This is a genomic window from Robiginitalea aurantiaca (assembly GCF_030380815.1).
Classification (GTDB): Bacteria; Bacteroidota; Bacteroidia; order Flavobacteriales; family Flavobacteriaceae; genus Robiginitalea; species Robiginitalea aurantiaca.
Window position 1 is genome coordinate 63627 of record NZ_JAUDUY010000003.1, and the last position, 23801, is coordinate 87427.

Sequence of the window (23801 nt, forward strand, 5' to 3'; positions counted from 1 at the left end):
ATGCTTCTAGACTATTTAAAAATAAAATCAGCAAAGGGTTCCTCACCGGAGATTCTTCGAATTATTTTATTGATTGGGGCGTCTGAATCCTTTTTAAGTTCATCGTAAGAATAATATCCATAACCATTGAAAAGATTTGATTTGGTATAGCTCATTGGCATTTGATGTTGATATTCAAACATCATCAAATAAAAGTATTTACGAGATAGATGTTTTTGATCTGGTAAAGGACTTGGTTCAGAGATCAATTTATCTATAATTTCAAAATAGTTTTTACGGTTCTGAGCATCATACGTAAAACCTTTTCCCCTATAATGTGTGTCAGAGATTAGAATGACAGGTTTTTCAGCGATAGCCATTTCCAAACCGACTGTGGAAGTATGGACAACGCCGATATCAGAAATATCTAAAACGTCAAAAGAATTAATATTATCATCTGGATTTATAATAGTTACATTCTCTGGGATTTTTCGATTAAATGCATTAACAACTAGTTCTCCATAGCGCCCTTCTGTCCCTAAAACTTTTTCAGCCGGATGTATGCGGACTAAAAAATGAATATTGTTCTGAATTTTGAGCGTTTTGATAGTGTCAACAATACATTCTATGGGCGATTTAAAGGCAATGTCTCTTGATACATTTGCCGCATCCCAAATAAGGTTAGTAAAAAAGGTCACGACAGTACTACCCTCTTTAATTCTAAGTTGTTCTTTGACTCTAGATAAATCCTTTGCTCTGCCCGAGAAGTTATATGAAAATACATCTCCTTTTTGCAGAATGCGTTGACGTAGGTACGCATCGACCTTTTGCTCTTCTTCTTCTGAAAGAGAGTGATTTTTTAATCGAACCCAGGATTCACGAAAATCCCAAACAGGGGAAGGTCTATTAAGATTGAAGTTGCAATGGCCTTTGGTTTTTGCCCTGTCGTAACATATGAAGTTTATTCCTTCCTTGCGGCAGTACTCAACAATGGGTTGCCAGGTACAGTAAATGCCGTGAGAAAATAAAACGTAGTTAAAAGCTTTTTTTTCGTGAAGATTTCTGATCTGGAAATAATTTATCAGAGCTGTGTGTAGAAATTTTTTTGCAACATCATATGCGTCCTCATCAAATTGTAAGGATTTATAGTAACGATACATAACGCCTTCGACTATTTCGCCAAAGCCAATCCCTTCATATTCGAAATTAAGAATAGCATCTAAATCATTATTCGGCAGACTATTAACAACCTCGTAAACAGCTGGATCAGGAGTAATAAAACTATATTTAACTTTTGAGGCTGTTAAGATTTCTTTGGCTTTAGACACATTATTCTTCCAAAAATCTTCTTTACCCTTTTGTTCAATTACTTTTTTTGTAATCAATTCATTAATTGGGATTTCCTCATTGTAGATATAGTACTCTACTTCAAATCCATTTTCTTTTAATAAATGGTATAGTAATATTTCCACCGGCGTTAGAAACATTTTTCCAATACCAGCATAAATAAGAATTTTTCTATTCGAATCATTCCTTTTAAAGGTTTGCTCAAAAAATTTTTTATAATAAGCTGTTTCCAATCTTTGAGAAACTAACTTTTGATATACTCTTTGAACAAATGGAGTGTTTCCGTAAATGCTTCTTTTCAAACTATTTCCATGTAGTATTAGACTGTATTACTTTTGCAGGGTTGCCTGCGGCAATTGAATTTGGGGGAATGCTTTTTACAACAACACTTCCCGATCCAATGATAGTGCCTGATCCTATTGTCACTCCCTTTAGAATTGTAGTTTTAGAACCAATTAACACTTTGTCGCCAATAATAATGGGCTTATGAGATTTAGGATTTGTTCCTACTAGATGAAAATCATCATCAAGTATTTGACAATCCCAGGAAATTGCACAATGCTCACCGATGTGTATTTTTTCTCGTGTAAAAATTAATGTGTTAGGGTTGATGTACGTTCCGTTTCCTATTCTAAGGTTTCCGGACACATAAATTTTGCACCCTTTTGCTATTCTTACAAAGCCATTAATCTGAACCTTACCAGTTTTATAAACTCTAAATACCCCTCTGCTTTTTGGTTGAAATCCCATTTGATTACTTAAAAATCCTAAATATAGCCGGCCTCGATTTTCTATTTCCCCATGGTTCTTAAAATCAAAATAAAACGACTTAAAGAATTTAAAATTAGTTAATGGCCCCCAAATTATAAAGGTGAAAAAATCATCAAATTGATTTTCTGATTTAAAGATTTTTTTTAAAATTTTTAAAAAGGATTTAGGCAAAAGATTCTTCTGTTTAATGTTATCTCATTATGATTTAAGGTAATTTACTAACCATGTCAAATTTTATTAAATCTTATGGTATTAGGTTGCGCCACTTACAGCTACTAACCCTTTCTTAGCCTTTATGTGCAATCTATTTTCTTTAAAGAAAACAAACTGATACATCGTGACTAATTGAAATATATAGTGTTGAAGACTTGATCCTTTAAATGGAAAGAGCAGGTAAAATAAGGCAAAAACCTTATTTTGAGTGCTAAGTTTCGTAGGTGGCCATTCCTTCAAATATAAAAGATGTAGCTGCCTTTCATTCCAATTGGTAATTTTATGATATTGATCTACTCTTTTCAAAGCGGTATTGTCTAACGTGGTCTTATCGGAGAAAACAGATCCTGACATGGCCGGAACGCCTAATCTTGTTGGACTTGTAGGAGTGTTTTCGTCCTTGAGATCTAACCAATTAGATATAGATTGTAAGTTCTTTTTTGAGTTTTCAACAAGCTCTTCAAAATAGATAAGTTTGTAAGACTCTTCGCCAATATCCTTTAAATTCCTTTTCGCTAAGTTTATAGATGTCTGATCAATCTCAACATGACCAAGCACAAAATTAACTCGATTTATATGTCCCAATCTTTGACCATTCTTATTTTTCTGATATAATCTTCTCGTTTTGGCAGAGGTATATCTTGAGATTGGGTTTCTTAGTATTTGAAGAAATCTAAATTCGGGATAAATATCAAATGCTTCTTTGGCGAAAACTTCAGTAAAAAAGGGTTGCTTAAAAACCACGTACTGTAAAGTTTCCAACTTTTTTCTGGCATATTCATTACTCTGAACAAGGGCAAAAGCTAGTGCCTTAAAAATAATCTCAAGAGTTATTATGGAATTGCCAATATATTCCAAATAATACTTACGAAATGCTACTGCATCTATAGAAATTAATAAATCGTTGCTGTATTCTTTTCGAATTTTGTAGGCATAATTTTTAAGCCTATGTTCATCGGCTAAAATAGCCTGTTGTCCAGTGTTTTTTTTTGATATAAAATCAGCAGTAAAGTATTCGAGATTATTTTGATTCCGATAAAATTGTTCAAAAACGGAATGCTCAAGTGGAAATACTAACATATTTGGATGACTATCCAAAAGGTTAGAAAGTAATGTGGTTCCACTTCTTGGCGCACCACCAATAAATAAGAGTTTAGCGTTCTGTATTTTTTCTACCACGCCGTCCATCCCCCGTCAACAATTAGGTTCGCTCCCGTCATATACCGAGAAGCATCGGACATTAAAAAAAGGATAGCCCCCTGATAGTCTTCAGCTTTGGCCATTCTGCCAAGGGGGGTGAGCCGGGTATAGTTCGAAATAAATTCTTCGGATTGGTTATTGAAAACCCCACCCGGGCTTAGGCAATTCGCCCTGATATTCTGCTCAGCTAAATGAGTGGCAAGGTAGCGGGTGAAATTTATCAAAGCGGCCTTGGAGGTACCGTAGGCCACCGGGGAATTAATCCCGGAATCCCCATAGATGCTTTTATTGGCACTGACCTTTCCATAGGTGGAGGAGATGTTGACAATCACTCCGCCCTTATTTTTTTTGAATAGGGGAATGACTCCCTGACTCATCAGAAAGGCACCTTTAAGGTTTACATCGTGAACCATATCCCAGGCTTCTTCGGGGTAGTTTTCAAAATCGGCAAAGAAGTTTGAGGAAGTGTCCAGTTTACGGGTATTCCCTTTGAAGTGAAAACAGTTCACCAGACCGTACAGAGATCCAAAAGTAGCCTCGAGTTGCTCAAAAAATGTGGTGACAGAAGCTCTGCTGGAAACATCGAGTTTCTCTATGGTAATTTTTTCGGCTAGGTTCCCGTCAAGCTCGCTCAACTTATCCTTCGCCATTTCGACGTCTATGTCTGCAAGGACAACGGAAGCTCCGGCATCTGCCAGGATTTCACAAAAAGCAAATCCGATCTGTCCGGCCCCCCCGGCGACCACGATGGTTTTTCCTGTGAGATCGAAGAGTTTATGATGTTGTTTCATGTATGGATTCTTTGTCCTGTATTGCTCGATTCATGCATTTTGAGCATTAGTTCCGTATTCGAGACTGCGTGCTTCCCGTCCAGCTCATGTGTTGCAGTTCCGCTTTCAATTAGGGAGAGAAAATGCTGAACTTCTTCTGTATAAAGGCCATTCACATCAAAGGGTTCCTGAATAGTGATTGCTTCAGGTTTTTCTTTGTGCTTTTGGATGATGACCTTATTTTCATGCCAGTCCCATAGAATTTCGCCTTCATCACAACGGATCTTGATATTGCGATCGTAATCTTTTTGCAAATAATTCAGATGTAGGCTAACGGTTTTCTCCCGGTATCCGAAAATGGCTTCACAAACTTCCTCCACATCGATTTTGAGTCGGTTCAAGTTTCGGGCTTCACAAACAACAGATTCGGGTTTGCCGAAAAAATATTGTATCAGATCGAGTTCATGAGTGATCGTATTGATTACCCCCCCACCGAGTTCGGACCGGGCCGCATAACTGATATGATAGTCTTCCCATGGATGCCAGTAGGGCAAATAACTTCCAAATTCAAAACGAGCCGAATAAACTTCGCCCAGTCGTTTTTCGTTAAGCAAGGTTTTAATGCGCCGTACCAAAGGGTGGTAGCGAAGCATAAAGCCGATAAAAAAGGTTCCGGTATACCCAGAGAGGAGCGCCTCTGCCTTTTGCATTCCCTCTGAATTGTGGATCAGGGGCTTCTCCATAAAGACGTGGAGGTTGTTTTTGATTCCCCATTCCAAACCTTCATTGTGAAGGGAAGTCGGGGTACATATAAAAATGGCGTCTAACCCAAGCTTTTCGGCTTCGACATAAGAGTTCAGCACGGCAACATTGAATTCTTTTTCAAATGACGGGTCCTGGTAACGCTTTAAAACCCAAATGGAATGATCGCCGAGGATTTGAAGGTTTTTAATGTGCCGCTGACCTATAGAGCCACCTCCAATAATTAGAAAATTTGCCAATCTTTATTCTTTAATAATGTAGGAAGGTGCTTTTGCAAATGGAAAGCTTCTGATTTGTATGGAAGTGTCTGCAAAATATTCATCTACGGCTTTTGATTCACCTTCCCATACTTTATAATCATCCAGAATTAAAATACCGCCTTTGGACAATCTCGGGAATAAGTACTCGAGAGAAGTGACGCTAGGTTCATAAAGGTCAACATCAAGGTGAATTAAAGACAAAGTAATGTCCGGATTTTCCTCAATAAATTTGGGCACCGTTTCATTTATATTTCCAGATATCAGTTCTACATTGTGCTCTACTCCTTTTCTTTCTAATACCGTTTCGAGTTGAGTCTTTGAAATACTCTGATCGCCAGCATCCTCAAGAAATTTTGAAAGCATTTTTTTGTCACTATCTAAAGTGGCCTTAGGGAAATGTCCAAAAGCATCAAATCCAATAAATTTTCTATGGTTATTACCATCAATCATTTCTCTGTAAGCAAGAAATCTAACAAAAGATATTCCCTTGAATATACCCAGTTCAACAAATGCCCCAGGGACCCCTAAGACTTTTTTATAAAGCTCATAATGAATTATTGGTTTATACATTCTGCTAATCGCAGATGCCAGATAGAAATTGTTTTCATAATCAAAAGCTTTTTCGAAATCAGGGAGTTGGATCATTGTTGAATATTTGCTGCTTCTATATAAAGATTGATGGACTTGTCTAATTGCCCAATCTCTTTTAAGTATTTTTCCACAAACCCCCGGAAAGCCCCATCACCCCCTTTTATAGGGATCTCCCAATTCACTTCATTTTTGATGTAATCCGGGGCATTGGCCGGGCAGGCGCTAAGTCCCACGGCTCTGAGTAAAATGATGTCGTTAATGTCATCTCCGATATAGGCGACTTGTTGGAGGGAAATGTTGAGTTCTTCGCAAAGCTTTCGGGCGACTTCGAGTTTATTCCTGACCCCCATATACAGATGAGGTATCACAAGTTTTTCTGCACGCCTCCTGACGATTTCGGTTTCTTCTCCCGTGATGATAGCGGTTGGGATTTCAAGGAGTTTTAAAAAAAGGACTCCGGCACTATCAGCCGTATTAAACTTTTTCCACTCGTTCCCCGTTTGGTCATAGTACATTCCTCCGTCTGTCCAGACCCCGTCGATATCAGTTATAAAGAGCTTTATATCCATCCCTATTTAAACATTTCAGGCAGAAGTGTAACGTCGGAAGGTATGGCCTGCACTGCTTTTTTTCCTAGTATCGTACTCTTTTCAGCCCACTTGAGTCCTGTCCCCGGGCTTTTGAGGCAAATCATGTCTTCGTTTAGAACACTGCCTTCCGGGATGGCTACTTTACTGGTCACACTTCGGGCGAGCTTCTCTTTGGCCGGGCGGGTTACAGGGTCTACCGCTTTTATTCCATCACCAAGGGATTTTTCAGACTCCCGAATGTATTTAACCATTAGCTTTAAACCGGTTTCCTCCAGGGATCCGGCCTGATCACTTCCCTTCATGGCTCTGGAAAGCGTAATGTGTTTTTCGATAACAGCTGCCCCGAGGATGGAGGCCGTTACAGAAGCAATGATTCCGGCCGTATGATCCGAAAAGCCGGTGATCTTCTTGTATTTTTTCCGAAGGGTTTTTATAGCCCTAAGGTTGACTTTTTCCAGATCTGCCGGGTATTGAGAGGTGCATTGTAGAATAATTATGCTTTCCGGGCGGTCTCCTAAAACTTTCAGGGCTTCCTCTATATCTTCATGGCTGGCCATTCCGGTAGACAGAATCACGGGTTTCCGTGTTTTGCCAATGGCATCAAGGGTTGGAAGGTTGGTTAGGTCGCGGGAGGCTACTTTATAAAAGGGAACTCCCAGGCGTTCCATCATTTGCACCGAGGGAATATCGCAGGGGGTACAGAAATAGGTAATTCCATGTGCCAGGGAATACTCTTTGAGTTCCTTGTGTTGTACTTCGTCCAGCTCCAGAAATTCCCGATGTTCCCCGTAGGTATGACCAAAAGAATTATGCGAATCATAAACACGCTCATAGGCCTCTTTTGTGAGTTCCGAGGCGATGTCCCTTTTCTGAAATTTAACAGCATTGGCTCCGCAGCGAACCGCCATATCAATCAGTTTGCGGGCGTTATCCATGTTGCCATTATGATTTTGACCGATTTCAGCGATGATATAACACGGGTGTCCGTCGCCCACCCAAGTGCTTCCCAATTTGGTTTGCAAACCTCCGGTAATGGTAAGCTGATGCTGTTTTTGCTCCAGATAGGGGAAGATTTTTCCAAAGTCGGGCATGCCCCCGTTTAGTTTTAAGGCAAGGATCATCTCTTCGAAACGGTCGAGGTCTTCCCGGGTGTCAATAGTCAGAAACCGGTCCAGGTCGTCTCTGAGGCCTTCAAATGACCCGGGGAGGGTCTGGACTTTAAATTGATCTTTGTGCTTTCTTAGATATGGGGTCACATGCTCCTTATCAAAGTCTTCTTTTACGAGGGCATGGATTTCCCGGAGTGCACGGACCTTAATGAATTCAGGAACAATATGGGAAAGTCCGTCAATATGGGAATAATCGAAGTTGTTTTCCAGATGGGAAGTATAGACTTTCTCTGCGATGTCTATATGATAGAATGGATTGTCAGCGGTAAACCGGATGACCTGGTCTTCCTCGTCCAGATCACTGGAGGCATCTTTGAATCGCTTCAGCACATTCATGGAGTCTCCCCGGTAAATATCAACCCCCAGATTGTTAGCAGCTGCCGCAATAGGATCGTCAGCTTCGGACCGGGTGGTAGCAATCATGATCTCATCGATAAAGGGAAATTGGCGAACACTTTGGATCACCCGGTATAAGAGAGGTACGCCTGCGACCGAAATCAGGGACTTCCCCCTCAAACGACTGCTGAGCATACGCGCCTGAATGATGGCTCTGGTTTTCATTTATATTTTTATTGACTAATTAGGAAGCGTAATGAGTTGTCACTTTTCCTCAACCCGTTTCATTAAATATTGTCCATAACCTGTGTTCGCCAAGGGTTCTGCGAGCTCGAGTAGTTTTTCTTTGGTGATAAATTCACGTTCGAAGGCGATCTCCTCAAGGCAAGCTATTTTAAGACCCTGTCTTTTTTCGATGGTCTGGATAAAACTGCTGGCCTCCAGCAGGGAGTCATACGTGCCGCAGTCCAGCCAGGCGTATCCCCGCCCCAGCAGGTTTACTTTGAGCTGGCCTTTTTCTAAAAAGGCCTGGTTTACAGCGGTAATCTCGAGTTCTCCACGGGCAGAGGGAGTGATTTTTTTTGCGATCTGGACCACTTCATTGGTATAGAAGTAAAGCCCGACTACGGCATAGCTAGACTTGGGTTTGGCAGGTTTTTCCTCTATGGAAACGGCATCTCCGTCTTCATTAAATTCAACTACCCCATACCGTTCAGGATCCTCGACATAGTAACCAAAAACGGTGGATTTGCCCTCGTTCACAACTTGTGCTTTAGCCTGTAGTAACTGCTGCGTCAATCCCTGTCCGTAAAAAATATTATCTCCCAGAATAAGGGCTACCTGGTCATTCCCAATAAATTCTGCTCCGATCAGGAAGGCCTGGGCGATCCCCTCCGGGGCAGGCTGTACTTTATATGCAAGGGTCAGGCCAAAATCCGACCCATCGCCTAAGAGCTTCTGTATGTTCGGGAGGTCTTCCGGGGTCGAGATGATCAGGATTTCCCGGATGCCAGCCAACATAAGCACAGAAAGCGGGTAATAGATCATAGGCTTGTCGTAGACGTTCAGAAGTTGTTTGGAAACTCCCTTGGTAATGGGATACAAACGGGTTCCAGACCCCCCTGCCAGGACAATCCCTTTCATGTGGCGTTGTATTGAGATTCGTAATACGACTGGTACCGTCCTGAAGTCACATTTTCAAGCCAGACGTCATTGGCAAGGTACCAGTCAATCGTTTTGTCAAGGCCTTCCTCAAAGGTAACCGAAGGTTGCCATTCGAGTTCGTCACTTATTTTGGTTGCGTCAATCGCATAGCGTTTATCGTGTCCGGGCCGGTCCGTAATAAAGGAAATCAATTTTTCGGAATAACCGTCTACCCGGCCGAGTTTCTTGTCCATGAGCCGGCATAAGAGCCGGATTAGATCGATGTTCTGCCATTCGTTGAACCCACCCACATTGTAGGTTTCTTTCTGTTTACCCTTGTGGAAAATAAGGTCGATGGCCCGGGCATGGTCCAGCACATAGAGCCAGTCGCGGGTATACCTGCCATCGCCGTATACCGGGAGGGGGATTTCATTGATGATGTTATTTATAAAAAGGGGAATCAGTTTTTCGGGAAACTGGTTCGGGCCGTAATTGTTGGAGCAATTCGAAATGATATAAGGCAGGCCATAGGTTTCCCCCCATGCCCGGACAAAATGATCTGAGCTCGCCTTACTGGCCGAATAGGGGGAGTTGGGTTGGTATGGAGTTTGCTCGGTAAAATAACCTGTTGTACCCAGGGTGCCGTATACTTCATCTGTACTGATGTGATAAAATAGTTTTCCGTCCAAATCATCACCCCAATGGTCACGGGCAGCGGTAATCAGATTCAGGGTTCCCAGGATATTTGTGTGTACAAAAGCAAGGGGGTCGGATATGGACCGGTCCACATGGGACTCTGCCGCCAGGTGGATAACCTTATCAAAATGGTATTTTTTAAAAAGTACCTGCATCCCTTCGGCATCCCGGATGTCCCCCCGAAGGAAGTGATAATTCTCAGCTTCTTCCACATCTTTTAAGTTCTCCAGGTTCCCCGCATAAGTCAGGGCATCCAGGTTGTAAATCTGGTATTCGGGATACGTATTGACAAAAAGCCGCACGACGTGTGAACCGATAAAACCGGCACCTCCGGTAATCAGAATGTTTGAACGGGGCGTCATAATTTCGAAACCCCCTCTGAAGCGTCTTTAACCATATTCCTTAGGTCTACAATCATCCGGGCATGCTGTTGTATAAAATCAGCATCGAAAACTTTGTGATTTGTCGCCAGCACGACACAGTCAGCCCCTGCTAATAAATCCTCGGTTAAAGGGGTGCTTTGGAAATCCCTTCCCTCCTTGGTCCGAAGTTCGGGGATGTAGGGATCGTGATAGCTGACCAGACCACCTTTATGTGCAGTGATGTCCATGATTTCCAATGCAGGGGATTCACGCGCATCATTGATGTTTGGCTTATAGGCTGCCCCGAGGAAAAGGATTTTACTGCCGTTTACCGCTTTCTGATGCCGGTTGAGGGCAGTAGCTATTTTGATGTACATATAATGGGGCATCCGCATATTGATATGCCCTGCTGTATGTATCATACTCAGGTCAAAATTGTACTTTTTGGCAATGTGTTCCAGGTAGAACGGATCCAGGGGGATGCAATGCCCGCCAATTCCGGGCCCAGGATAAAACGCCTGAAATCCAAAAGGCTTTGTCTTGGCCGCTTCGATTACTTCCCAGATGTTGATATCCATTTTTCCCGATAGCAGTGCCAGCTCATTAATCAGGCTGATATTTACCAGGCGATACGTATTCTCCAGGATTTTTACCATTTCGGCAACCCTGGGAGAGCTTACCGGGTAAATTTGCTCTATTGCCTTTTCATAAAGGGCTTTGCCTATCTCCAGGCCATCTTCAGAAAGCGCTCCAAGGACCTTGGGCGTATTTCGTGTATGAAACTGGGGATTGCCGGGATCGACGCGTTCAGGACTATACGCCAGCCAAAAATCCACCCCCTGCTCAAGGCTGCTCTCCTTTTGCAGGATAGGTAAAATAAAATCTTCCGTAGTCGTTGGGTAGGTCGTGCTCTCAAGACAGATGAACGTACCCCGTTTCATGTGCTTCCCAATGGCTGTGCTCGCAGCCTCGATGTAAGACATATCGGGTTTCCTGAACCGGTCCAGAGGGGTCGGCACACAGATGATAAGGGCATCACATTCTGCTATACGGGAAAAATCCGTGGTGGCTGAAAGCTTTAATTTGTCGATTACCACATCCCTGAGCACAGCGTCCCGGATATCTGAAATGTAGTTATCCCCTTTGTTGATTTTCTCAACTTTTCCAACGCTTTTGTCAAATCCCAGGGTGGTGATTCCAATCTCTGCAAAATTCACGGCCAGGGGCAATCCAACATAACCAAGTCCGATAATGCCTACGACTTCCTCCCCCTTATTTATTTTTTCTAGTAATGCAGTTTTAACTTTCAAAATCTGGTGAATCTGTTTTGCTTTTCGGTCTTTCCACGGCTCCGCCTCAGCGAGTCCCATGGAAAAATGGAAAATACTGAAGATCAATCACATAAAAAAACCGCTTCGAATAAATTCGAGACGGTTGCGCACCCTCAGGATGCGGTCCTTACCGGAACTACATCGCTTATCCGGGTGGTAATTTTATACCCCAGCACCGGTAATATCAGGCGGACCCTGGTAGAGCTGAGATGTTCCACAAAGGCTTGCTGGTCTTTCAGGGCACCCCTCAGAAGGACTACCTGGTCTCCTGGTTTAAGGGCTTCGACAAGCACATCTTCGCGTTCCTGCCCATGGAGGTAGGTCCGGATCATTTCTATTTCCGTGTCCCTGACTACGGCAGGAGCCCCTTGCCAGTATAGGTACCTCAGGACTCCTGAATGGCAAAAAACAAGGTCCCGATCCTTTTCCGAAAGGCGGACAAAAACATAAGATGCGAAATAGGGGACGCGTATTTTTTTCTTCCGGTCACTCCATTGCCGAACTACCTGATAAGTGGGAGCAAAGGTTTCAATCCCCTGTTGCTGCAGTTTCTGGGATACTTTTATTTCGTTTCTCGGTTTGGTATGGAGGACGTACCAGCGCATTTGGTTGGGATTGTGGTGATTTTGTTTGAGCATCATCTGCTTTCTTTTCATAAATCGGATTCACCGGGGACATTGCCTTATTTTTCTTAAGGACCAATGGACCTAAAAATAGTGCAAATCCCATAATCAGCATACAAATTAAATGAAGGTGTATTGGAATATCCTGCATTTTCCAGCAAACCGCAATAAGGAGCACGGTTTTTAGCACGATCAGAAGGGTAGCATGGCCGTGGGAAAGTCCCAGATCCAGAAGGCGGTGATGGAGGTGGTTGCGATCCGGGGAAAATGGACTATGCCCTTTGAATGCCCTGAGCATAAAAACGCGCAGGGTATCGAGCAGGGGAAAGGCAAGGATTGTAAGTACAATTACAGGGGCGTTGGATAAGATAGGTTCCGCTGCGGCATCAGCATTGACTTTAAGGAATGATACAGCTTGATAGGCAAGCAAAAACCCGATAAAAAGCGAGCCTGAATCCCCCATAAAAATCTTTGTGGCATGGGATAGGTTGTATTTTAAAAACCCGATCAGGGCACCCGCCAGGACAAAAGAGACAATACTTAAGGCGATATTACCAGCGAAGAGGAAAAAAGCCCCGAATACCAAAGAGGCAACAAGCGCGACTGAACCTGCCAGTCCGTCAATTCCATCGATCAGGTTATAGGCATTGATAACCAGCAGGAAAACAAAGAAGGTAAAGACTATGGATACCCAATACGGCAACTGCCCTACTCCGAAAATGCCTTCCAGGCTTTCAATACGAACATCTGCCAGGACTATAACGATAAAAGCGGCAAGTAGCTGGCCGATAAATTTCTTCGTCGGATCCAGCCCAATCATGTCGTCTTTGATGCCGAGAAAGAATAGGATTGAAATAGCAGCCATCAGGGCCAGGATATTGCTCAGGGTTCCATCGCCTATTCCTACCAGGCAGACAAGGCTCATTACCAGTACACTCACTACAATAAAGATGCCAGCCCCTCCATAGGTCGGCACGCGGTAAGAGTGTGAACTCCGCGCTTCGGGCTCGTCCATGAGGTTTTTCTCCTGGCTAAGCAATATGATCACCGGCTGCAGTCGGGAAGAAGCCCAATACGCCAAGAGCATCGCTCCCCCTGCTATCAGGTATGGATTCGTGAGAAACGAAGTAAGATTTTCAGTCAGCATATTGCGATAATTCGTCCTTTAAGTGTCGAGTTGACATTCTAAGCCCCTGAAAGTGAAACCTGCGGAAATTTCTGGTGAAGCGGTAGTCGTTTTTTTTTCACAGAGTAGTTTTCAGCCAATAATCACAAGGGTTAAAATTCAAAAATCAAGATTCACGTATGCGCTTTTCGTTTTTCAATTTACTAAAAAAAAGCGCATTTCATCCTGTGAATTCAGCACTTAAACCTTAAATCTTTACTTCAAATGTAAGTATAAAGCAGAAAAAATGCTTTATCAATTGTTTATTAATCGTCGAAAATTGTGTGTCTGGACTATAAACCTTTGAATATTCGTCGATTTAAAACGATAGAAGGCACGCCATTACAAGAGTTCATTTTTAAGGCAGCGTAAAAAAAACTGGGATACAAAGGTTAGTTTGCAGGTTTGATCACCTTGTGCTTGCCTACAGGGCTAACGGAATTGACTAGGCCCGAAGCGACACCTTTCCATACATAATTGCCCAGGCCTTTATAAGGGATTCTTTCAAATTCAATTTCACCCACTTTGATTCGCCCATTTTTATTTGGGTTTTCACTTTTTAAGAGCGTATTGGCAGCCCAGGAAAGGGTTTTTCGCTTGGTGTCATCGGGTTTGGCGAGCTCAACTTCAAGACCGTGATACAATAGCGTTAGCTCACCCGTCAGGGTCCGGGGCGTTCCTGTAATATCAAACCGGAGGCCGTCGAGTCTTCCTGAGGTAAACTTCAGTCCTGTAGCAGGTAAAACAGTATTGTTCAAACTGGAAAAATTCGAGGCGCCTTCCGTATATCCGGAAACGTGAAAAGTCCTGCCGTGGTAAGGCAATTCTATTTTTACGCCAATAGGAATACTTTTATCCAGTTTGGCTTGCAAATCCATGGTAATGGCTTCAGAATCTTCTAAGCCCTCAGTAATTGAAGTGAGATTGGTCAGCTGGAGGTTCAGATCTGAAAAATCGACTACGAGTGGGGCGTTATCACCCTCAGACTGTTCGGTATATTTAAGATAGGAGTCCTTTATTTCTATCGATCCAACACGAAGCGGAAAGTTAAGGGCCACCATTTTTTGGTTGAGAAACAATACTTTCCTACTCGTATCATATGGTTTTGCCTTGTCCCGATAAATTTCCAGATTAAGACTGTCCAATTCCATCTTTTTAACAAAGACAATCCCTTCGTTCAAATATCCTTCCAAATCAAAATCTTCTAAAAACAGTCTTTTAACCGTCGCGTCGTAAATCTCATAACTATACCTGGCCTTTTTCCGGAAAGCATCCCTGTCTTCCCTGGGCTGGAAGGTAATCCCCTTGATTTCGAGGTTCTCTGAAGCGTAGGAGTACTCCAATTCCGCGATGGAGGTTTGGTACAGCTCTTTTTTTAAGTCAAGAACTTGCTGATCAAGTTGCAGGACCAATTCCTTAAGATTGGGTTCGAAAAAAGAGTCATCATCTCCTTCGGGTTTTATCAGGGACATGCCGCTTAGGGCTCCTCCGCTTGAGTTAAATGTCAATAAGGTGTCTTTGGTGTCTTTATGGATCTGATGTAAAATAAAACTGCCTAAATCAAACCTCCCGAGGGAGAGCTTGTTAATGCCAGGAAGCCTGATCCCCTCAATAGCGGGACCTTTGGGCACGGTGTCTTTTTTGACTTTTTTCTTTGATTTAGGTGCGACTACCAGATCGAAACTTACTTTATTAATATCAATCTCATCAATTTGTATATTCTTATCCCACAGGAAATTCATCAAACCCACCCCCTTAACTGTAATTTCATCCGCTTTTATTTCTCTCAGGGCCTTTCCGGCAAGTGTATCACTATAAAATACCTCACGGTATTCTTCTAGGGGTGTCATTCGGAAGTCCCTAAAGGTTATGCGTTCAGAGAGGATGTCAATATCGAGTTGATCATATGAAAAGCGATAGGTAGGCGTTGCCCAGCGTACTTCCAGTTTGTCCTTTAAATAGGCATCAAGGGAGTTTTCGAGAATGGGATTGATCATGCCTTTGCCCAAAAGAAATACAAGGGCAATTACAAGCAAAAAAATACCAAAAAGTATTTTATATTTTTTCTTCATCTGCCTTAAAACTACTCAAATGAGCATGAAAGATAACCCAAAAGCAAGGAAATATGCATAAATCATTGCAATCATTCAATTCAGGGAACAAACGAAGCATAATGCCGGTAACGTTCCATGATTTGCCTCACATATCGGTAGGGTTCTACCCCCCGGACATATCCGTATTGGATAATGGGATCGTTGTAATTTTTAGGATAGCTCAAACCAAGAATAATCTGATCTACATTGCCCTCCCAGCAGTTCGGATCAAGGCCGCGGATGGCAGCCAGTCTCCGGGCATCTTCTACATGTCCTAATCCGCAATTATAGGCCGCAAGCGTGAATTTGATTTGATCCGTTGAATCAGGAACAGCCTCAAAGGCTTCTGAGAGCTGCCTGAGGTATCGGATTCCTCCTCGCAGGCTTTGTTCGGGATCCTCCGGATTTGCGATCTGTAATTCCTCTGCTGTGCTGGGCATAAGCTGCATAAGTCCCCTGGCATTGGTCCAGGCCCTTGCGGTGGGATCAAATCGGGATTCCTGATAAACTTGAGAGGCAAGTAATCGCCAGTCCCAACCCAGCGCTTTTGAGTAAATTTTAATCAGGCTATCATATGGGCTAATACGTCCTTCGGTAAGGCTGAAAAATTCACTTTTCACCCTTCGGTTGAAGTTCCTTCTGTTCTCGAAGTACTTGCCATAGATATAGTTAAAATCGCCATCTGCCTTTTCGGCCTGAATCCATTGATCGGTGGCCTGTTTTAAGGCCGGGGAATTTTTACGCATCGCCCATCCGATACGTTGAGAAAAACTGACCGGGACACCCACATCGAGAATTGGATAGCTCGAGGCATTGATTTGCGCAAGATTCCTGTCCGCCACCGTATACTTTATCTTCTTATCCACTACCATTTTGATAATCTCATCTGTTGAAAGATTCCCATCCAGGGTATCGATATAAATGGCTCCCCCGATTTCACGGGAGAGGTTAACCAGACGCCTCAAGTACGAAGAGTTCTTGCGTACACTGACCGTATCCTTAATCAGCTCAACGGGATCCTGAACCAGGTCTTCCCGGATTGCGTCAAGGGTCATGCTGCGCCAATTGGCAGGTTTGCGCTGAACAAGCACCTGTTTAGTGAGGTAGAGATAGTCTGAGAAGGAGACTTCTTCTTTTCTGCCTTCGGTTATGGCAAGGCCATGGGCTACGAGGTCTACCTGCCCATTTTGCAGGATTTCGAGCATTTGGTCCAGATCCTGAGCTACACGTAGTTCGAGTTGTACACCAAGGCGCTTTGCCAGTCGTGTAAGCATTTCGTACTCATACCCCATAGGCTGCCCCCGGTAGAGAAAATAACCGGTGGCACTATACGCGATAAGTGCGCGTAACTTACCTTCTTCCCGGATATCATCGAGGTCACGGCTAACTATTTCAGGAGTGTTTTTGACCGGATCCCCGGCTCGGGTTCCCTGGCACGCCACGGCCAATGCCAGAAGGCATATAGCAATACCAAAACGAACCATTTTTGCATTCAAAACAGCAAAAGGTAAAAAATTTAAGGGAGAAATACTTTAAGTGTAGCCTAACGGCTGCGCATCAGCAATATATGCAGGAGGACTACCTTCCGGCTAGTGCATTGGAGGTAACCTCGAGAGAAGTGGCCAGTTCCCGCTCCATATCTTCAAGCCAGAGCGTCGACATTGAATCAGCAATAACAACCACCAAAAATAGGATCAGTACAATGCCCAGAATGGTGAGGCAACGGGCGCAGAATAATTTTTCCGAGGATTTCATAAAAGTGTAATTGGTTGGTGTTCAACAAGCAAGTTAAAAAAATTTGTTTTAATTAACAAATATTTAAGAAAACAAGAGTCAGGCACTTAGGTGCAAAAATTACGACCCGGGGAAAGGCGTGAACAAAATAGATTCAATGAACAATAGAATCCTTTGAGGATATAATTTTATCCATGATATTCCCTGCTTCTTCAAGGGTGTTGATGTACCGGGTTAAGCGGTAGAGGAAATCATCAATCAGGTTTTCATAAGTGATGTCCTGAAATACGGCCGTCTTCTCAATAGAGAGCCTGCTCGATTCCTTCCAGTTAAGAACCCCATATTTATCCATGTCTTTTAAGGGATATCGCGTGGTGAGATAGGCCAGGAGTTCCTCCTCCGTTTTTTGCTTCATTCCTGAATATTCTTCGTCAACACGTCCCATTACGCGGGTCCAATCATAGAGTAGGTTTTTTAGTCTGTCGTCGGAAATCAATTGTAATTTCCCTGACTGTATCAGATCTTCAAGCGCATTTTGAGAAGGAACGAAACGCGTGTACTCCAGGGACTCAAAAATCAGGCTGTCTGTATTGACCCCGGTTATTCTATCTTCCGGCCTTCCAAATAAATCCATCAGAATTATATTGGCCTTTCGGGTTTTTTCAAGCCTTGTAAGGACCTCATTGAGAACCAGCCGGTTCGTGTGAAATTCCTGCCTCAAGGTACTGACAATTCCTTTTTCTTGTTGTCGGTTTTGGCGCTCCTCATTCCAGGTGTTGATCTGCAACGCGATCAGGATTCCAATAACTACCAGCACGATTTCTCCCAGTGCATACAACATATATCGTGAAGCCCGGTTTTTGGCGAGTAGGTTTTCCCGGAGTTTGCGAAAGAATGGAAACATGCTAATTTACCTTATTGGCCAGGGTATCGTGGTGTTCCAGGAGTAGGGACCTCAGGTAGCTCCCAATAAACTTTACCCCTTTAAAACCTGCTTTTTTGGCAGCTGCATCTTCCATTTCAAGGGTTACACCGCCGTCATCGGCATAAGCCTGCAGGCTTTTATATGCCCCGATCGTAAAAATATCCCATGAAGGTCCGAGCACCCTGGTAAAGATCAGGTTGGGGGGATGATTTAAATGGGCATAAAACCGATTTTCAGCCTCTCGCTGCTCGAGGAGTTCGGTTTGCTTGCCCGCCAGGGCTGAAAAGATTTCAATATGATAAAAATTATTCGATCCGAAAGCCGTTTCGAACACATCTACAGCCGGTCCTTTAACAAAGGCCTCTTCCTGATAACTCAGCAGGTCGTGAAAAATGTCCCCATACGGTTTTTCGAGGGTTTGAGACCCTTTTCGTATTTGTTGTTGGTCTGTGGTAAAATAGGCTTCAAGGGATTCTATGGGGAAGATGAGCATTAAGTCCCAATGATCTCCCTGGCTATGCCGCAACAGATATGGCTGCTCCATGCCAAGGGCTTCATGGTTGTCAACATCCTTTTTAATCTCGTCAATTAGCTCCAATAACTTCCCCGGTGCTGCCCGATAGAGAACGACTTTATATAATTGCTCCTGTCCAAAGACCGAAGTCGTCAGAAGGCACAGCAGCAGTGCGCAAAGTTTGTTTTTCATAGAACACAAGATACAGATTCTGTCCGGATAGGCCGGAAGCTTATCTGTATGGTGCTTTCAAAGCAATAAAGGCTATGCCTTTTCGGTCTTGGGACTGAGGAGGTAGGTTATGGCCCCTACTGAAAGAATTGCGAGGCCCATGAGGCTTTCCCGGGGTTGGTTTACGATAAGATACCCCAATATCCAAACGCTGAACATCAGGAAAAGCAGGGGCAACCAGGGAAAGAAAGGCGACTGGTAGTAGGTGGCTGACGGATTTCTTTTTCTCAGGATAAAAACCCCTCCCACAGCGAGTGCGGAGCTGAGTTGCAGTATAAATCCGCAATAGAGCAATACGCTTTCGAAAGTTCCAGTCATGATGTAGAAAATACTGATGATGCCCTGAAACCAGATGGCCACAACCGGGATACCATTTCTGTTTTTTCGCTTAAGAAATCGCCATAAATCGTAGTCCTCACTCATCGCCATGGAAACCCTGGGGCCTACCCATATCATGGCGCTTATACTGGAGATCAGAAAGAAGGCAATCAGGAAATTTATGCCAGAAGCGCCCCGGGCTCCAAAGACCTCTGTGGCAAAAACATGGCCCACATCGATCTGACCTTGCAAGGCATCCAGGCTTCCGTGTTTTAAGAAGACCATCTGGAGGGAAACATATAACAGCGTTACGACCAGGGTACCGCGAACCAGGGCTTTTGGGAGGTTTTGCCGGGGTTGTTCTATCTCGTCCAGGATATATGCAGCGGCGTTCCATCCGGTATACGAATAACTTACATACACAAAAGCAATGGCAAAAGTGGGGGTGAGTATTTCACCGGTCCAGGATACCGAGAAATCAAGTGCAGAAACCTCACTTGTGACAAAGAGCCCGGCCATAATTAGAAAAACAAGCAACAGGACTTTAAACCAGGTAGCAAAGGCCTGGAATCTGCTGCTCACCTCAATATTAAAGGAATGGATTACGGAGATCAATACGACAATTCCTGTTGCCATTGCGGTTGGGGAAATCGAAACGACGTTATCCAGGTATGCGCCAAGAGCCATGGCTGCCAGGGCTGTTGGCGCAGCAAAACCAACGATGAGGGAAACCCATCCCGCCAGGTAGCCCACAAAGGGATGGTATAATTTTGTCAGGAAGACGTATTCCCCTCCCGACCGGGCATAGGCACTGCCGACTTCTGCGTAACAGAATGCCCCCACAAGCGCCATGACACCCCCGAGGACCCATAGCGCACCAATGGACCATGTATTTTGCACATCCAGAAGCTGGAAACCCAGGCTGGTAAAAACCCCGGTGCCAATCATATTCGCCACCACCAGGGCCGCAGCCACTTTCCATCCAATTTTTTTGGTCATCACATTCATCCCGGGTGGCTTAGTAATGTGACGTCATATTTGGTTGCTGCCAGGTAAACACCTTTATTGCCTTCAGATACCTTTCTGGCATCCTGGAGGTTTTCCGTGAACTCTCCCTTAAGGTCAAGTAGGGTTTTTAGCCCTGTTTCCTGAAGCTTTTTGTCCTCATTCCAAGTATTGATCTGTAAGGCCGGCAAAATCCCAACGGTGACAAGAAGGATTCCCCCCATCGTATAAAACATGTAACGGCCCCAACTGTTTTTTTTAATCAGGATTTTCCGGACTTTACGAAGGAGGGTGATCATTGTTGGAAAAGATGAGTCTCAAGAATGCGAATTAATTTTTCTTGTTGTTCCCAAATGACTTGTCCGGGAATGGAGGGGGTTGGGGCACCTCCCTGGGGTCCTTTCTGATCTCCTCCTGAAGGAATTCGATCGCGCGCTCCAGTTGGGCATCTTTTCCCTTATACGTAGCATGGGGGAGATTGTCCAGTACAATATCGGGTTCAAAGCCATGCCCTTCAATAAGCCATTCCCCATTATCCCCATAAACGCCCATCATGGGAGCCCTGGCAAGACCACCGTCGCTCAGGCGGTTCGCGCTGCTAAGCCAGATCTCGCCGCCCCAGGTCCGTACTCCTATAGTCGTACCCAGCCCGAGTTTTTTAAAGCCATCTGCAAAAGCCTCCCCATCGGAATAGGTATTTTCATTGACCAGTACTACGATATGACCCCGAAAGGCGTATTGCATATTCCAGGTGGGTTTCCCGCTTCGGGTGGCCCAGTACATCCATGCCTTTCGAAGCAGTTTTTCAAGGATAAAACTGTCGATGTTCCCCCCAAAATTGTAGCGGACATCTATGATCAGCCCCTTGCGGTTAAAAACAGGGTAGAACTCCCTGTAGAATTGACTGATGTCATTGGAACCCATGGCGCGCAGGTGGAGGTAGCCCACCTCTTTGTTTGTGGCTGCCTCAACCGCCAGACGGTTTTTGTATTCCCAGTCCCGATACCTGAGATTGTAGGTGCTTCCCATCGGCTTAACGATATGATCCCTTGTTTTTCCTTCAGATAATACGGTAAGACGCACTTGTTTTCCTTCCTGGTTTCGAATGAGCTCACCCATTTCTACGGCCTCCAATACGGGTTTACCATTGACCCGGGTAATCACATCTCCCTCCGAGATATTCAGATAGGGGTCGTCGAGGGGTGATTTTTCATTGGGATAGTCCGGGTCTGCCCGGTAAATTTTTTCGATTTTAAAGCCACCGGCTTTTTCATCCCTGCTGAAAACAGCCCCTAAACTGGCCACAGATATATCAGCAGCGTCTTCACGGGTGTCTCCTCCGCGTACGCTGGTGTGCAGGGCAGAGAGTTCACCCACGAAGCGCCCGATGAGGTCTGAGAGTTCCTCCCGGGTAGTGACCCGATCAACCAGGGGGAGGTATTTGGCATACATGGCATCCCAGTCGACGCCATGCATATTTTTATCGTAGAAATAATCCCGTTCCATGCGCCAGGCATCCGTATAGATTTGGCGCCATTCCTCCCTTGGCGTAATGGAAAATTTCCAGTTCTTCAGGGGAATTTTTGATTCGGCCAGATCTTTGACCTCGGAACTACCAGCCTTAATCATATAGAAATCTGAGCCCTTGCGAAGGAGCATTTTCTTCCTGTTTCCCGTTAAGTCATATGTTCTCAGATCGGAAACCACTGTTTTTAATTCAGGAGAATCATTTCCTATTTTAAGTGCTTTGAGATCAGATTTTGGACGCAGTCCCGAGCCCCGTTCCATAAGGTAGATCGCCTGATCGGAAACCTGAAGGTTGCGGTAATTCCCCGGGGATACCGGCACTTCTTCCAGTCGTTCCTGGATACCATCCAGATCAATACTGACCGTAACTTCTTTCTCTTTCTCTTTTCCTTTCTCTTTCGATTCCGAGTCTGATGCTTCTTCTTCTTCTTCCTGCTGCAATTCATCGGCTTCCCTGAAGGGAGAGCGCGTGCCTGATTTCAGGGCGGTGTGGTAAACCTTATACCGGGCCTCAAAATAGGGCTCAGGCTGACGCGATCCCCACGGAGACCCCACCAAAGAGGTAAAACTCCTGTCGGACAGAAAATAGATAAAACGACCATCCGCACTCCAGGCCGGGGACTGAGAATTTGCCCGGTCAGTGGTCAGATATGCGCTTTTGTCTGTCGCTGTGTTGTACAATACAATTCGCGTCATCAGATTATCTGCACTTTCTTCATAGGCCAGCCATTTCCCATCGGGGGACCAGGCGGGATTGCCTACATAGTTGTCGAGTTTGGAGATCCGCTTGCTTTTGCCGGTATTCAGGTCCAGGATAAACATGCGTTCCAAAAGGTCTTTGTAGGCCAGCCCTTTGCCGTCAGGGGAAGGAACACCTTCAAAACGAAGGATTTCACCGTCTTTGGTCAGGGCTTTTTCAGCACCGATTCCTTCCGCAGGGAGGGCGACAAATTCAAACTCCCCACTTTCGTCGGACAGGACATATACGGATGAACCATCTTCGGAGAATACGGCATCGCGGTATCTGACACCGCTCTTCTCAGTAAATTCAATATACCTCCCATCCTTAACCGGAGCAATGAATACGCGGCCTCTTGCCGTTAGCACAACTTTTTCACCCTTGGGATCTGGTTTGGCCTGGGTGATGTACTGTGACGGGTTTTCCTCCCACTTTTCCCGCAACTGGTCCAAATCTGAAGTAAGTCGGATATCAATTTTGGAAAAAACGTCGGATGTGATATCGTAAATCCAGAGATCGGCACCTCGCTGGTATACGATTTTACCTTCTGAGATTCGGGCATAGCGAACGTCAAAATCCTCGTGTTCTGTATGTTGTTTCAGATCCGACCCGGATTCATCCATCGACCATATATTCATAGTCCCATCCCGGTCCGAGATAAAGTATACCCGATTCTGATACCACATCGGGTGATGACTTTCCCCTGCGTAATCTTTTGTAAGCCTGACCGCTTCGGGATTACCGTCTTTAAATTTCCAGATCTGTCTGGCAGTGCCCCCTTTATATCGCTTGGTCACATTTCTGTGATAGGCCGGCCTTACAAAGTAGAGGGTTTCCCCCGAGGCGTCATAGGAGGCTTCACTGGCCTGATAAAGCGGGACAACTTCTTTTGATTTTACCTCAGGATCAATTTCAACTACCTGATAATCGGGAACTCCGGAAAAAGCCCGGGTCTGATAGACGACCTTGCCATCAGGGGTCCAGGAATTGACAAACGAAGGATCCCGTTCATATGTCCATCTTGTTGGCAGCCCTCCGATTGCCGGCATGGTATACACCTCTGTCGGGCCTTCATAACTGGCAGAAAATGCAATTGTGGCGCCATCAGGGGAAAATACGGGAAAGGCTTCCTGCTCGGGATGGCTGGTGAGCCTTTGTGCCATACCCCCGGAAACAGGAACGGTCCATAAGTCTCCTTCAGCCGTGAAAACGATACGGTCTCCATGAATATCGGGATATTGATAATACCCTTCAAAACCCTGGGATTGCAGGGTCTGCATACAGCCAGTGGCAAATAGGATTAAGGTCAGGAAGCGGGTCAAACGAAATGGGTTATAGCTCATGGATCAGAGGTTATGGATTTTAGAATATTGAAAACTACAAAAAAAAGGGAGCTGCCCTATTATG

21 protein-coding genes are annotated in these 23801 nt (G+C 44.4%); all 21 read right to left on the reverse strand.

Going from position 1 to position 23801, the window contains the following annotated elements:
- Positions 1-11 precede the first annotated feature (11 nt).
- The gene (locus QU605_RS06690) at positions 12-1628 is read right to left on the reverse strand and encodes a hypothetical protein (RefSeq protein WP_289724512.1); all 1617 of its coding nucleotides are present in this window, start codon (positions 1626-1628) and stop codon (positions 12-14) included.
- 1 nt (position 1629) lies between these two features.
- On the reverse strand, positions 1630-2268 hold the full coding sequence (locus QU605_RS06695) for an acyltransferase (protein WP_289724513.1): 639 nt from the start codon (positions 2266-2268) through the stop codon (positions 1630-1632).
- Between the two features lie 81 nt (positions 2269-2349).
- Positions 2350-3498: a sulfotransferase gene (locus QU605_RS06700; RefSeq protein ID WP_289724514.1), complete on the reverse strand. Its 1149-nt coding sequence runs from the start codon at positions 3496-3498 to the stop codon at positions 2350-2352.
- The gene (locus QU605_RS06705) at positions 3483-4301 is read right to left on the reverse strand and encodes an SDR family oxidoreductase (protein ID WP_289724515.1); all 819 of its coding nucleotides are present in this window, start codon (positions 4299-4301) and stop codon (positions 3483-3485) included. The genes QU605_RS06700 and QU605_RS06705 overlap by 16 nt, the downstream gene beginning before the upstream one ends.
- Complete coding sequence (locus QU605_RS06710; protein ID WP_289724516.1) at positions 4298-5281, reverse strand: Gfo/Idh/MocA family protein; 984 nt, start codon at positions 5279-5281, stop codon at positions 4298-4300. Before QU605_RS06710 ends, QU605_RS06705 begins: the two co-directional genes overlap by 4 nt.
- 3 nt (positions 5282-5284) lie before the next feature.
- Positions 5285-5947, reverse strand: coding sequence for a TylF/MycF/NovP-related O-methyltransferase (locus tag QU605_RS06715; RefSeq protein ID WP_289724517.1), 663 nt, complete (start codon positions 5945-5947; stop codon positions 5285-5287).
- Positions 5944-6462: a 3-deoxy-D-glycero-D-galacto-nonulopyranosonate 9-phosphatase gene (locus QU605_RS06720; protein ID WP_289724518.1), complete on the reverse strand. Its 519-nt coding sequence runs from the start codon at positions 6460-6462 to the stop codon at positions 5944-5946. Before QU605_RS06720 ends, QU605_RS06715 begins: the two co-directional genes overlap by 4 nt.
- Before the next feature lie 2 nt (positions 6463-6464).
- On the reverse strand, positions 6465-8213 hold the full coding sequence (locus QU605_RS06725) for an N-acetylneuraminate synthase family protein (RefSeq protein ID WP_289724519.1): 1749 nt from the start codon (positions 8211-8213) through the stop codon (positions 6465-6467).
- A 39-nt stretch (positions 8214-8252) separates the two neighbouring features.
- A complete protein-coding gene (gene rfbA / locus QU605_RS06730; RefSeq protein WP_289724520.1) occupies positions 8253-9131 on the reverse strand; it encodes a glucose-1-phosphate thymidylyltransferase RfbA in 879 nt (292 codons plus the stop codon).
- Positions 9128-10189: a dTDP-glucose 4,6-dehydratase gene (rfbB, locus tag QU605_RS06735; RefSeq protein ID WP_289724521.1), complete on the reverse strand. Its 1062-nt coding sequence runs from the start codon at positions 10187-10189 to the stop codon at positions 9128-9130. The genes rfbA and rfbB overlap by 4 nt, the downstream gene beginning before the upstream one ends.
- The gene (locus tag QU605_RS06740; RefSeq protein WP_289724522.1) at positions 10186-11499 is read right to left on the reverse strand and encodes a nucleotide sugar dehydrogenase; all 1314 of its coding nucleotides are present in this window, start codon (positions 11497-11499) and stop codon (positions 10186-10188) included. The genes rfbB and QU605_RS06740 overlap by 4 nt, the downstream gene beginning before the upstream one ends.
- A 134-nt stretch (positions 11500-11633) precedes the next feature.
- Positions 11634-12125 (reverse strand): UpxY family transcription antiterminator, encoded by a 492-nt coding sequence (locus QU605_RS06745; protein ID WP_289724523.1) that lies wholly within the window; start codon positions 12123-12125, stop codon positions 11634-11636.
- Positions 12049-13290, reverse strand: a complete 1242-nt coding sequence (locus QU605_RS06750; RefSeq protein WP_289724524.1) for an MraY family glycosyltransferase — start codon at positions 13288-13290, stop codon at positions 12049-12051. Before QU605_RS06750 ends, QU605_RS06745 begins: the two co-directional genes overlap by 77 nt.
- 410 nt (positions 13291-13700) lie before the next feature.
- Entirely contained in the window at positions 13701-15380 is a 1680-nt protein-coding gene (locus QU605_RS06755) for a hypothetical protein (RefSeq protein WP_289724525.1), read from the reverse strand.
- A gap of 80 nt (positions 15381-15460) precedes the next feature.
- On the reverse strand, positions 15461-16897 hold the full coding sequence (locus QU605_RS06760; protein WP_289724526.1) for an MltF family protein: 1437 nt from the start codon (positions 16895-16897) through the stop codon (positions 15461-15463).
- Positions 16898-16979: 82 nt separating this feature from the next.
- Positions 16980-17156 carry a hypothetical protein gene (locus QU605_RS06765; protein WP_289724527.1) on the reverse strand — a complete coding sequence of 59 codons (177 nt, stop codon included), beginning with the start codon at positions 17154-17156 and terminating at the stop codon, positions 16980-16982.
- A gap of 133 nt (positions 17157-17289) precedes the next feature.
- Entirely contained in the window at positions 17290-18039 is a 750-nt protein-coding gene (locus tag QU605_RS06770) for a DUF6090 family protein (protein WP_289724528.1), read from the reverse strand.
- 1 nt (position 18040) lies between these two features.
- Positions 18041-18766: a hypothetical protein gene (locus QU605_RS06775; protein WP_289724529.1), complete on the reverse strand. Its 726-nt coding sequence runs from the start codon at positions 18764-18766 to the stop codon at positions 18041-18043.
- Between the two features lie 72 nt (positions 18767-18838).
- A complete protein-coding gene (locus tag QU605_RS06780; protein WP_289724956.1) occupies positions 18839-20122 on the reverse strand; it encodes an APC family permease in 1284 nt (427 codons plus the stop codon).
- Between the two features lie 5 nt (positions 20123-20127).
- Positions 20128-20427, reverse strand: coding sequence for a hypothetical protein (locus tag QU605_RS06785; protein WP_289724530.1), 300 nt, complete (start codon positions 20425-20427; stop codon positions 20128-20130).
- A gap of 31 nt (positions 20428-20458) precedes the next feature.
- Positions 20459-23737 carry a S41 family peptidase gene (locus tag QU605_RS06790; protein WP_289724531.1) on the reverse strand — a complete coding sequence of 1093 codons (3279 nt, stop codon included), beginning with the start codon at positions 23735-23737 and terminating at the stop codon, positions 20459-20461.
- Between the last annotated feature and the right edge of the window lie 64 nt (positions 23738-23801).